The organism is Cupriavidus sp. GW821-FHT07C08, assembly GCF_059419025.1.
Genome location: NZ_JBWKQZ010000002.1, coordinates 167386 through 180235 on the forward strand (window position 1 = coordinate 167386; position 12850 = coordinate 180235).

At 63.0% G+C, this 12850-nt stretch carries 8 protein-coding genes; 1 reads left to right on the top strand and 7 read right to left on the bottom strand.

Annotated elements, in window-relative coordinates; translation table 11 throughout:
- Positions 1-202: 202 nt before the first annotated feature.
- The 3 genes from AC07UK_RS03965 to AC07UK_RS03975 form a co-directional block, all read right to left on the bottom strand.
- Complete coding sequence (locus tag AC07UK_RS03965) at positions 203-1864, bottom strand: thiamine pyrophosphate-binding protein (protein ID WP_143010699.1); 1662 nt, start codon at positions 1862-1864, stop codon at positions 203-205.
- Positions 1865-2252: 388 nt separating this feature from the next.
- A complete protein-coding gene (locus tag AC07UK_RS03970; RefSeq protein WP_058697525.1) occupies positions 2253-3371 on the bottom strand; it encodes a branched-chain amino acid ABC transporter substrate-binding protein in 1119 nt (372 codons plus the stop codon).
- Positions 3372-3607: 236 nt separating this feature from the next.
- Positions 3608-4846, bottom strand: a complete 1239-nt coding sequence (locus AC07UK_RS03975) for an aminotransferase-like domain-containing protein (protein ID WP_058697524.1) — start codon at positions 4844-4846, stop codon at positions 3608-3610.
- Positions 4847-5533: 687 nt separating this feature from the next.
- Between AC07UK_RS03975 and AC07UK_RS03980 the strand changes: the two genes are divergently transcribed.
- A complete protein-coding gene (locus AC07UK_RS03980; protein ID WP_058697523.1) occupies positions 5534-6433 on the top strand; it encodes a helix-turn-helix domain-containing protein in 900 nt (299 codons plus the stop codon).
- A gap of 118 nt (positions 6434-6551) precedes the next feature.
- On the opposite strand, the gene pntB is transcribed toward AC07UK_RS03980, so the two are convergent.
- The 4 genes from pntB to AC07UK_RS04000 all read right to left on the bottom strand — a co-directional run bounded on the left by pntB (position 6552) and on the right by AC07UK_RS04000 (position 12826).
- Entirely contained in the window at positions 6552-8009 is a 1458-nt protein-coding gene (gene pntB, locus AC07UK_RS03985) for a Re/Si-specific NAD(P)(+) transhydrogenase subunit beta (RefSeq protein WP_058697522.1), read from the bottom strand.
- A gap of 24 nt (positions 8010-8033) precedes the next feature.
- Positions 8034-9656, bottom strand: coding sequence for a Re/Si-specific NAD(P)(+) transhydrogenase subunit alpha (locus tag AC07UK_RS03990; protein ID WP_058697521.1), 1623 nt, complete (start codon positions 9654-9656; stop codon positions 8034-8036).
- A gap of 434 nt (positions 9657-10090) precedes the next feature.
- Positions 10091-11884, bottom strand: coding sequence for an acyl-CoA dehydrogenase (locus tag AC07UK_RS03995; protein ID WP_058697520.1), 1794 nt, complete (start codon positions 11882-11884; stop codon positions 10091-10093).
- Positions 11885-12031: 147 nt separating this feature from the next.
- Positions 12032-12826: an enoyl-CoA hydratase-related protein gene (locus AC07UK_RS04000; protein WP_058697519.1), complete on the bottom strand. Its 795-nt coding sequence runs from the start codon at positions 12824-12826 to the stop codon at positions 12032-12034.
- Positions 12827-12850 lie beyond the last annotated feature (24 nt).

Genomic DNA, 12850 nt, shown 5'->3' on the forward strand with positions numbered 1-12850 from the left:
GAAAAGGCTGTATCGCTCAGTGAATCGCTCTGCTCAGCTAGTATCTACATCTGAGCTTCTTTGTGATGCGCCGCCCACTTGCCGGCGGCCGATGGGTTCCCGGCGCGCAGGGGCACCGTCGGAGGCTGCAGCCCGCCCGACGCGGAAAACGAACGCGCAGACCTGCCGCCACAGGAAGAAGGTCCGGCGGCGTGGCGCCGACCTATTTGTCATCGAAGAGCCAACCCACGGGAATCGCCCCGTTGATCTTGACGTCGAGGAGCACAGGCCCCTCGGGGTTCCTGAGCATCGGCGCTGCCTGTTCCAGGTCCTGCATGCTGCGAATGGTGGCCGTCTGGAAGCCCAAGGCCTCGGCAATCGGCGCAAAGTCGATATCCAGGAAAACCGTCTTTGCGGTCGGCATGTTCTGCAGCTTGAGGAAGTGGACTTCCGCGCCATAGGCACAGTCGTTCATCAGGATCACGACGAGCGGAATATCTTCCCGAACCACGGTCTCCAGCTCACCGAGCGTCATCAGCAGGCCACCGTCACCGATCACTAGTACAGTGGTGGCATCGGGTTCGCCGCGCGCGTAACCCAGTGCCGCGCCGATGCCCAGGCCGATCGAGGCGAAGTCTGTGGCCTGGCGGATGCTGCGTGGATCGGGAACGCTCAAGTAGGGCAACGCCTGCAGGAAATTGCCGGCGTCGTACACGACGTTACGGTTGCGCGGCAGGATGTTGTCCAGCGCGAGCGCGGCCGCGCGTGCATCGACGGTTCGGGGGGTGTGCTGCGGCGTGAAGTCCTTGTCCAGCGTGAAGCTGTCGAGCCAGCTCCGGTAGGACTCGCCGTGGAATTCCTTGATCTCCGGGCGGCGAGCGGGAACCGACTCAAGCAGCGCCTGGGCCGCGAGCTTTGCATCGGCCACCATGGCCACGTCGGCATCCAGCCAGCGTCCGATGTTGGCGCGGGTGCTGTCGACGTGAATCACGGGCACCTCGGTCGGTATAGCCGTTCCCATGGAGGTGGTCCGGCCGTTCAGACCGGCGCCGAACGCAAGAATGCAGTCCGCCTGCTCGATCAGCCGGCGTCCGCCGGCATGGGAATAGGAGCCCACCAGCCCGCAGTCCATCGGGTGGCCTTGGAATAGATCCTTGGCCTTGAGCGTCGTGCTGAGTGCCGCCCCCAGGTGTTCGGCCAGGGCGATCAGGTCTTCTCGCGCTCCGGCCTCGTAGGCCCCCCAGCCAGCGATGATCAGGGGGCGCTTGCTCGCGGCCAGCAGTGTGGACGCGGCCGCGAGCGCCGTCTTGCGCGGAGGACGCCTGATTATGGTCGGGGGCGGCGCGAGCGTCGGGGTGGTGGCCGAGAGGTCGACGCTGGCCCGCTGTACGTCGGTTGGCAGCAGCAGTGCCGCCGCGCCGGCATGGGCGGCACTGACCGCCTGCGCGAGCACCTGGCGGGCGCTATGGGCGTCCCTCGCGACGAAGGGCTCGAGTCCGGCTGAACGCAGCGCGCCCACGGCGTCGAAGGCCTTCAGGTCGGGGCCACAGCTGTGAGCGGGCGGCCGAAGCGCCGCGTCACCGAAGATCATCAACACCCCCGAACGGCTGCGTTGCGCATAGGTGGCCGCGTGCATGGAGTTCGCGGCGGCGGGGCCCCGTCCCAGCACCGCGACGCCCAGCTTGCCGGTGGCAGCCGCATAACCGTCGGCCATGGCGATCGCGGTGTTCTCATGTCGGCTGCCATGGAACTGAATGCCTATGGAGTCCAGGGTTGCGACGAAGAGTGCCGTATCGTCGCTAATCAAGCCGAACGCGACCTCCACGCCCATCGTCTTGATGTCCTGAGCCAATGCCTCATACACGGGCACGAGTTTCTGAGTCAATTTATCTACCTCCAACGATTGCCACACACTGCTGCCTGGGCCAGAAGGCCGTGGGTTTCAGTATCGAATGCTTGGTACAGCAACTTGCGTGTGCCACGCGATGACCACGGTGAATCTGTTGGACACTCTTTGCATCCCAGCCTATGGCGTGCGAGGCAGTGTATTCCGTGAACACAACCTGTCCATGTCGCGGACATGAAGTCGCCATGCGTGTCGCTGCCGCTTCAGGTCATCAGCACACGGCCCGAGCTGATCGATGCTCGCGCTTCCGGTGCGAGCGCGTGCGCCCGATCCATGAGGCTCTTGATCAAGCCCCCATCCCGCATGCTCGATACCAAACGCCCCGCTCGCCGAATGAGTAGCGGGGCGTTTCGGCAAAGGCGCTGGCTCAGTTGACAGCTGTCTTCGTGGCATCCTTATGCCAGGTGAAGACCACGAACTGGAACGACTTCAGGTCGCCCTGGGCATCGTATTCGACCTTGCCGATCGGGGTCTGGAAGGTCTTCTGGTGCATGAAGGCCGCAACCTTGGCGGGATCGGTGCTCTTGGTTTCACTGATCGCATCGGCGATGATCTTCACGCCCGCGTATGCGGACATCTGGAACGGACCATTGACGTCACGCTTCTTGTCGGCAAAGGCCTTGACAAGCGCAGCATTGGCCGGATCGGCCGAGAAATTGGCCGGCAGCGTCACCAGCATACCCTCGGAGGCCGCTCCGCCAATCGATGTCACATCCTTGTTGCCCACGCCCTCCGGTCCCATGAAGGTTGCCTTCACGCTCTGCTCCCGCGCCTGGCGCAGCAGCAGCCCCATTTCGGGGTGGTAGCCGCCGAAGTAGACGAAGTCCACACCCTGCGACTTGAGCTTGGTGATGATGGCCGAGTAGTCGGTATCACCTGCATTGAGGCCCTCGAACAGAACCACCGGTACCTTGGCAGCATCCAGCTCTTTTTTCACCGCAGCAGCAATGCCCTGACCATAGGACTGCTTGTCGTGCAGCACGGCCACCTTCTTGGGCTTGACCTTGGCGATGATGTACTGGGCGGCGACAGGCGCCTGCTGGTCGTCACGGCCGATGGTGCGGAAGATGAGCTTGCGCTTCTTGCCCTCGGTGATTTGCGGCGCAGTGGCAGTCGGAGTCACCATCACAACGCCTTCGTTCTCGTAGATCTCGGAAGTCGGGATAGTCGAGCCGGAGCAGACATGTCCGATGACGAACTTGATGCCCTGGCTCACGATCTTGTTCGCCACTGCTACGGCCTGCTTCGGTTCGCAGGCATCGTCCATGATGACAGGTTCGAGCTTGTTCCCACCGGCTCCGCCAGCGGCATTGATCAGTTCGATAGCGGTCAGGGCTCCGGCTTTGATCATGTCGCCGTTCTGGGCCATGGGACCGTTCATGGGGCCGGCAATGGCAATTTTGACCGTCTGGGCCTGTGCCGACAGGCCAAGGAAGGTCAACACAACTGCCGTCCCGATCGAGCGAAGGTTCTTTGTGGATTTCATGGATGTCTCCTGGGTTGAAAAAGTCAAGGGTGCTCGACTGGTGTGCGGCTTTCATTGCGCCGCTTCCAAGGTGTACCCTGAAGCGAAGGCACGCGCTCAGGTCAGAGCATCAGCACGAGGCAGCCGGCCGTGTGGCGGCGTTCTAGCGCGCGACCACCAGGGGTGTGGATGCTGACTACTTGAGCCATTGATGTTCTCCTAGTGGCTCTTGTTGCGGACACTGTCCGGGCTTGAGGTCACACGCCCGCAGACTTCAGTTTTCGAACTGCCTGGGCCAGACGGCGCACCCCTTCGGCGAGCCGCTCAGGAGAATTGGCGGTGAAGTTCAGTCGAAGCGCGTTGCGGCTTTTCACCCAAGGATCAAATGCGCTACCCGGCCCTGCAAGGACACCGACTTCGGTGCCGACGGACACAAGGCGATCAGTGTCCATCGAAGGATCCCGCGCGGTGGCCCACACGAACATTCCACCAACAGGCACCTCCCACACAAACCATTCGGCAAGGTGTTCCGCCATGGCAGCGCAGAGTGCGTCGCGCCGCTCCCGATACAATTCGACCATCCGAGGGCTCAGCCGCTCCATCAGACCGCTGTCAATGGCGGCCAGGGCAATCCGCTGATTGAGGCCGCTCGAGCAGAGATCCGCACCTTGCTTTGCCGCGGACAGCATCTGGATCATCTGGGGGGCTGCGATGATCCAGCCAACACGAAGCCCCGGCGCCAACTCCTTCGAGACGCTGCCCAGATGGATGATGGGACCTTCGTACCCTCCCTTCCCCAAGCGCTCAGCCGAGAGTTCGATCATCCGAGGCAAAGGCACTCCCTCGTATTGGAGGGCGCAGTAGGGATCGTCCTCGACTAGCCACACTCCCGTCCGGTGGGCGGCATCGACCATCGCATTGCGGACCGAGACGCCAACCAACCTGCCTGTAGGGTTGGAGAAGTTCGGCACCGAGTAGACGAACTGCGCACCCTCGAAGGAGGACAGGGGGTCGAACGCGTCGTCTTCCAGCACAAGATTGCGATACCGAGGTGCCCGTGGCCTCCAGGCGTCCATAGCGCCGACATAGCTGGGGAACTGGGCAGCAATGACGTCCCCCTGCTCGATCAGCACCTTCCCAATGAGATCCAGACTCTGGGTGCCGCTGGCGGTAAGCAGGACGTTTTCACGCCGCAACCGCAGCACAGGCGAGCTGTAGCGCGTGGCAATCGCATCGCGCAGCTCCGGAAGACCATCGGTGGGAGCATACCCGAGGCAATCCTGCGGATGCTTCAAGATCACCTCCCGAGCGTAAGTGGCCAACTCCTCAGTCGGAAAAACTGTCGGCTCGGGCAATCCCCCGGCAAGATTGATCAAACCCGGAATACGCCCGGCGGCGACAAAGCGAGCCGTCAGGTCGTTCCTTGTCGCCAGCCACGCGGCGTAGCGGGGTCCCTTGACAGCGACCACGAGGGATTGGTGCGCCAGTTTAGTCATCCTGGAAGCCTTTCTCGGGCGCCATGGACGCTTCGACAGGGTCCGTGGCGAATACGAACTCACACTCACCCCAACCGTCGGGGGGCGGCCGGTGCCAACAACCATCCTGCCACCTCTTCAAGCGGGGTCTCTCTGTCTTCGAAAACGCATGATCCAAGCGGAACTGTCCGCGTCGAATACACATGGGTGACAGTACCGACAACAGTACCGCTGGCTAACACCATCCGTATTGCTCTGATTTGCGGAGCCGTTGCACCACCTTGGGAATATTTCGGGCGCCGGACAACCCATCCAAATCGCTCAGGCCACTTGATGTCAGCCTTGACAGGGCACACAAAATGGCCTGCCCGATTGTTTTGCGATACGGCATCACCATGGGCCGGGCGACGTTGCCTGTCAGATCAGATCTGAGAGTCCCGACCGACGAAATGACTGCCCGACAGGGATCCCGTACGATACTGTTTCTCAACGCCAAGATCGGGCGCCAATGCACGACAACGGCAAGGCCGAAGCGGCACATCTTTTGCATGTGACTGGCTGACCGTGAGCCTCCCTGCGTCCCAACAAACCGCCCTTGAGTCCGTAAATGACAGAGCAGCCAACGCACCGATGTATCAAAATGCCTTTACAGACTCCCGATGGATGGGCTCAACCGTGCGATGCCCGAGTAAACTAGGGGTGAAAAAAATGGAGACTTCCGCGATCCATGTGAGCGAGGTCCTTTCTCAGACCAGCGCTCGTCTTTGGCGCAAGGGAACGGCCGCGTGCGGCCTTGCCTTTGCGGAATGGGAGTGGCGGGACGCTGAAGGTTGGGCGAACTACGACCAGCCGGATCACCATACGCTGAGCGTGTATCTTGACGGTGGAGACAAGATCGTCCGTGCGGACAGGCAACTGCTTGGAGGAGGTCCCGACAAGTTTTGTTTGATGCCTGCGGGACATGCAAGCCGGTGGCACGTCGGGGGACCGATTCGAATGTTCCATCTCTACATCGATCCGGCTGTTCTCGCCTACCAGGCCCATGCAGCATTCGACATCACCCCGCGCCGGATCGATCTGCAGGATCTCACGTTCGTTGATGACCCGGCGCTCGCAATGATCGTGAGAGGAGCCGTCCTTCCCCTCGACTGGTCCGATCTCGCCGATCGAATGGCGCTCGAATCAGCCTGCCATTTGCTTCTTCATCGCCTGCTGCGCCACCACACCAACCGAGCAACAACAGAGGTCATAAAAGGCCGCTTGGCTCCCGCTGTCCAGAGAAACATTATCGAGTACATCGAAGCGAATCTGAGCTCTGCCCTCAAGCTCGAAGAGTTGGCTTGCCGAGCCAAGCTCAGCACCTTTCACTTTGCAAAGATGTTCCGTGCAAGCGTGGGATTGCCCCCCCACGCTTATGTCGCAAAGCGGCGTGTCGATCGGGCAAAGTCTCTTCTTCACGACGGCAAGTTGGAGCTCGCGCAAATCGCCCTGGCCTGTGGCTACGCTTCGCAGAGCCATTTCACGAGAGCCTTCAAAGGGGAAGCAGGCATGACCCCCGGTGCGTGGCGACGCGTCCAGGAGGTGAGACTCAGGGGCCTGGGGGATTGAATTCCGAGTTGGCGCCCGGGCGGGAGGAAGTCTATGGCGTCCGCGGGAATTCACCCGCCCCAACGCGCCGTCATCGAACAGCTCAAGGACGAGGTCTCCATTCGGATCAAATACGAGCCTATCCAGCCGATGGATCAATCCAAGGAGCCGACTTCTGCATTCGGCCTCCTTTGAGCGCGGCCAGCCCTTCGTCCAGCATCTTCTTGGCGTCGCCGAACAGCATTCGGTTGTTCTCCTTGTAGAACAGCGGGTTATCCACGCCGGCGTATCCCGAAGCCATGGAGCGTTTCATGACGATCGAGTGCTTGGCCTTCCAGACCTCCAGCACCGGCATGCCCGCGATCGGGCTGGTCGGATCGTCCTGCGCCGCCGGGTTCACGATGTCGTTGGCGCCGATGACCATCGCCACGTCGGTGTCCGGGAAGTCCTCGTTGATCTCGTCCATCTCCATCACGATGTCGTAGGGCACCTTGGCCTCGGCCAGCAGCACGTTCATGTGGCCCGGCATGCGGCCGGCCACCGGGTGGATGGCGAAGCGCACATCCACGCCCTTCTCGCGCAGCGCCTTGGTGATCTCGTTGACCGTGTGCTGGGCCTGCGCGACGGCCATGCCGTAGCCCGGCACGATGACCACGCTCTTTGCCTCGCGCAGCATCTCGGCGGTTTCGGCGGCGCTAATGGGCGTGACCTCGCCTTGTGGCGAGGCGGCTTCGCCCTTCTTGGCCGACTTGCCCGCGCCGGAGCCGAAGCCGCCGGCGATCACGCTGATGAAGTTGCGGTTCATCGCGTTGCACATGATGTAGCTCAGGCTCGCGCCCGACGAGCCCACCAGCGCGCCTGTGACGATCAGCAGGTCGTTGTTCAGCATGAAACCGGTGGCGGCCGCGGCCCAGCCCGAGTAGCTGTTGAGCATGGACACCACCACCGGCATGTCAGCGCCGCCGATGGCCATCACCATGTGCACACCGAATAGCAACGCGATCACGGTCATCACGACCAGGGCCGTCATGCCGGCGCCGCTTTCGTGGGTGCCCAGGAACTGCTTGCCGAACCAGATCACCACCAGCAGCGCAACGAGGTTGAGCCAGTGGCGCGCGGGCAGCAGCAGTGGCTTGCCGCCGATCTTGCCGTTGAGCTTGCCGAAGGCGATCAGCGAGCCCGAGAAGGTGACGGCGCCGATCAGGATGCCGACGTAGATCTCCACCTCATGGATGGCCTTCTCGGCGCCGCTGAACTGCACCGAGGTATCGACATAGCTGGCAAAACCCACCAGGCAGGCCGCCAGGCCCACCAGGCTGTGCATGAGCGCGACCAGTTCGGGCATCTGGGTCATCTTTACGATCTTCGCGGCGTAGAAGCCGATGCCGCCGCCGATGACCAGCGCGATGACGATCCAGGCAATGCCGCCCGAGCTCACACGCGGGCCGAACACCGTGGCCAGCACGGCCAGCGCCATGCCGACCATGCCCAGCAGGTTGCCGCGGCGCGAGGTTTCGGGGTTCGAGAGCCCGCCCAGGCTCAGGATGAAAAGTATGGCGGCGCCCAGGTAGGCCACCGTCGACAAGCTGTGGGACATGTTCCGTTCTCCTCGTCGTTCTGGTTATTTGCGAAACATGGCCAGCATGCGGCGCGTGACGGCAAAGCCGCCGAACATGTTGACGGCCGTGAGCACCAGCGCAGCAAAGGCCAGCCAGCGGATCAGCTCGTCCGGCCGCCCGCCGCCCACGCCGTCGGGCGGCGCGATCTGCACCAGCGCGCCGATGGCGATGATGCTGGAGATGGCGTTGGTCACGCTCATCAACGGCGTGTGCAGCGCGGGCGTGACGTTCCACACCACCATGTAGCCGATGAAGCAGGCCAGCGCGAACACCGTGAAGTGGCTCAGGAAGGCCGCGGGCGCATAGGCGCCGATACACCAGAACAGCACGGCCGCCACGCAGAAGATGAGGGTCAGCGCCTTGGCGGACATGGGCGCGCCGGCGCCATGGCCGTGGCCGTTCTTCTTCTCGGCGACGGGGACCGCCGCCGCCTTGGGCGCCGGCACGGGCGCAGCCTTGAGCGGCGGGGCCGGCCAGGTGATAGCGCCATCCTTGATGAGGGTCAGGCCGCGGATCGCGTCGTCCTCCATGTTGACCACGGCCACGCCGTCCTTGGCCTTGCACAGTTCCTCGGTCAGGCGCAGCAGGTTGGTGGCGTACAGCGTGGACGATTGCTTGGCCAAGCGCGACGCGAGGTCCGTGTAGCCGATGATGGTCACGCCATGGCGCACCACGGCCTCGCCGGGCACCGTGAGTTCGCAGTTGCCGCCCTGCTCGGCGGCCATATCCACGATCACGCTGCCGGGGTTCATGCTCTGCACCATCTCGGCGGTGATGAGCTTGGGTGCGGGCTTGCCGGGGATCAGCGCGGTGGTGATGATGATGTCCGCGTCCTGGGCCTGCTGGGCGTACATCTGGCGCTGCGCGGCCTGGAAGCCTTCGCTCATGACCTTGGCGTAGCCGCCGCCGCCGGAGCCGTCTTCCTCGTAGTCCACCTTGACGAACTCGCCGCCCAGCGACTTGACCTGGTCGGCCACCTCGGCACGCGTGTCGTTGGCCCGCACGATGGCGCCCAGATTGGCCGCCGTGCCGATGGCGGCGAGGCCCGCCACGCCGGCACCGGCGATGAACACCTTGGCAGGCGGTACTTTGCCCGCCGCCGTGATCTGGCCATTGAAGTAGCGGCCGAAGGCATGGGCCGCCTCGATGACGGCGCGGTAACCGGAGACGCCAGCCGTAGAGGTCAGCGCATCCATCTTCTGGGCGCGCGAAAGTGTGCGCGGCAGGCAGTCGATGGCGAGGACCGTGGCCTTCCTGGCGGCGAGCTGCTGCATCAGCTCGGGGTTCTGCGCCGGCCAGATGAAGTCGATCAGTGTGCCGCCTTGGCGCATCAGGCCCACTTCCTCGGGGCAGGGCGGGCGCACCTTGAAGACAATGTCCGAGGCGGCCCACAGCGCCGCGGCATCCGGCAGCACTTCGGCCCCGGCGGCGCGATAGGCTTCGTCGCTGAAGTTGGCGGCCTCGCCCGCGCCCGATTCGATGGCGACCGAAAAGCCCAGCTTGATGAGTTTTTCCACCACGTCGGGCACGGTGGCTACACGTTTTTCGCCGGGGAAAGTTTCGCGGGGGACGCCGATGCGCTGGGTGTCACTGCGCTGCGCTGCCAAGCTTGGGTCTGTCTGCATGAAAGATCCTCTCCTGATATTTGGTAATCCTTCTGGTATGGCCCTATGCCCGTTGGGCTGGGGATCCGAGCGAAACCTCGCCGAGTGACCGCTTGCAACGGCAAGCGGCCCCAAAGAAGCCAGGAGCCGACTGAGATATGGCGCCGCACCAGCCCTCGAAGGAACGTTTGAAGACACTACCCCGTAATACCTTCTCTTTCATGAAGATCCGCCGACCCAAATCGCCACGGTGCACGGACGAGTATTCGGAACTAACACCTACAGCAGCGTGAAAAATAGGCAGCGTGGTTTTCGCATACGACCTTCCTCGCCGGAAGCCTTGCCAAGGCTTCCCGTAGAGTCAGGCCACTCGACCACGCGATCACAACGCTCGCGCATTTACAGCACAAAACACTAACTGTGTTCGCGCAATGGCATTGCAAGTCGTCGCCTCTTCAAAACGCCGCTTCAGGGAACGCCAGCGTGGCGCCAGCGCCAGAAACGATGGTATGACGCAGCCCCGCCGACTTGGAAAGAACGTGGTCAACGTAGAAGCGGCAACTCAGTATCTTGCTGCTCAAAAATTCCGAACCTGGATCCGATTCAAGGAGCCGGTTCGCAGCCAATGCGGCGCGACCCATCTGCCACCCACCCGCCACGATACCCAAGAGCTCCAGGAACGGCCCAGATCCCGCCAGAGCAGGCTTGGGGCCGCCTGCCCACGACTTCACGAGCGATTCGACTGCCGCCTCGAGATCGCCGATGCCCTTGTTCAGCTGAGCCCCGATAGCGCGCAGTTCGGCATGCGCGTGGGATGCCAGGTCGGCCTGCACCTGCCGCATGCGCACGATCACCGCGCCGATCGCGTGTCCGCCATCGCGACCGATCTTGCGTCCAACCAGATCCATCGCCTGGATGCCCGTGGTACCTTCATAGATCGTCGTGATGCGAGCGTCGCGCAGATACTGGGCCGCCCCGGTTTCCTCAATAAAGCCCACGCCGCCGTGAACCTGGATGCCCATGGAGGCAACATCCAGCCCGGTTTCCGTGAACCATCCCTTGGCGATAGGCATCATCAGTTCGACGAAAGCCTGGTGGGCATCCCGGACTTCCGCATCCGGATTGAGCGCCGCCTGGTCCATGCTTCCCGCCATCACCGCCGCCAGCGCGCGCATGGCCTCGATCCGGGATTTCATGCTCAACAGCATGCGGCGCACATCAGGGTGGCGGATGATCGGAACCTTGGCGCCAGTCTCGCCGCCCTGCTCCACACCTTGAACCCGCTCCCGTGCATAATCCCTGGCTTTCTGGTACGCGCGTTCGGCCAAGCCGATGCCCTCCAGACCCACGGCGAAACGCGCCGAGTTCATCATGATGAACATGTATTCCAGCCCGCGGTTCTCCTCGCCGACCAGATGGGCCACCGCTCCCGCCCCATCGCCAAAGGCCATGACGCAAGTGGGCGTGGCGTGCAGGCCAAGCTTGCGCTCGATCGACACCGCCCGGACGTCGTTGTGCTCGCCCAGCGAACCATCGTCGTTGACCAGGACCTTGGGCACCGCGAACAGCGAGATCCCCTTGGTTCCGGCCGGGGCGCCTTCGACCCTGGCAAGCACCAGATGCACCACGTTAGGGACGAGATCATGGTCCCCATAGGTGATGAAGATCTTGGTGCCGTGCAGCCGATAAGCGCCATCGGCTGCGCGGGTAGCGCGGGTACGCACAGCGGACAGGTCGGAGCCTGCCTGGGGCTCGGTTAGCACCATCGTGCCGGTCCATTCGCCGCTGATCATGCGCGGCAAGTACCGCTGCTGCAGTTCGGGCGAGCCCGCGTGCCGCAATACGTTCACCGCCCCCCGTGACAGCAGGCTCAGCAGGCCGAACGCCACGCTCCCGCTGTTCCACATTTCTTCGACCGCAGCGGCCAGCACACCGGGAAGGTTCTGTCCGCCCAGTTCTTCGGGGGCGGCCAGTGCCGGCCAGCCAGCTTCGACAAAGCGCGCATAGGCCTGCGCCCATCCGGCAGGCATGCGCGGGAGGCCGTCTTCCAGGCGAACACCTTCGACGTCGCCCGAATGATTCAGAGGCGCGATGACCTCGGAGGCAAAAACCCCAGCCTCTTCCAGCACGGCTCGAGCGACATCTGGAGTGGCCTCGCCATAGCCGGGCAGCGCCGCAATTTCGTGCAGGTCCGCCAGTTCATTCAGCACGAACTGCATGTCCTGCATGGGTGGTGTGTAGTGACTCATAGGGCCTCCTATGGCGAAGCGTTTGCGTCCATCAATGCAAACAGGTGGAAAAATTTCTTGTTCGTCTCCCCAACTGGGTTGGGTGCCTGGTTCCGGCAGAGCCAGCGCCTGAGACATTGGCAGGGACTGGCTGCGACAACATGCCGGTCACTCGCCGGTGAAGTTCGGAGCCCGCTTTTCTGTAAATGCCTGCAAGCCTTCGCGATAGTCGGCACTCCATCCCATTTCGCGAATGAAGCTGGCCTCCATGAACAGTTGCTGCTCCAAGGTATGGCCGGTGGCCGCATGCATCAGTTGCCGAGTGCGTACCAGCGCCTTCGTCGGCATCCGGGCGATCCGTGCTGCCAGAGCGTCGATGGCGCTTGCGAATTCCGAGTCGTCGACCACCTGCCAGATGAGTCCCCATTCGGCCGCCTTGGTGGCCGGCAGCTTCTCGGCGAGCATTGCCAGACCGAGCGCACGCACAGTGCCAACGGATCGCGTGAGGAACCACGTACTCCCGGTATCCGGCGTCAGCCCGATCCTGGAGAAGGCCTGCAGGAAATACGCGGATTGCGCTGCGACCACCAGATCGCAGGCCAGGGCAATGGAGGCACCGCCTCCGGCAGCCAACCCTTGAACCGCCGCGACCGTGGGGACATGCAGGTTCTGCAAGCGCATCACCAGCGGCTTGAAATACCGCTCCACGAGATTGCCGATGTCCGGCAACTTGCCATCGACGGCCTGCATGGCGGGATCGGCGAGATCCTGTCCCGCGCAGAAGGCGCGCCCCGCCCCGCCGAGCACCAGAACCCGCAACTGGCGATCGGCTTCAATGCGGGACATGGCCTCATGGATCTCAACCATGGTCGCCGCGTCGAGGCTGTTGAGTTTTTCCGGCCGGTTCAGGACGATGCGAGCCACACCGCTTTCGACCGTGAACAGAATGTTCTTGAATGTCATGGTCCTTCTCCTTCGGGAAGTGAT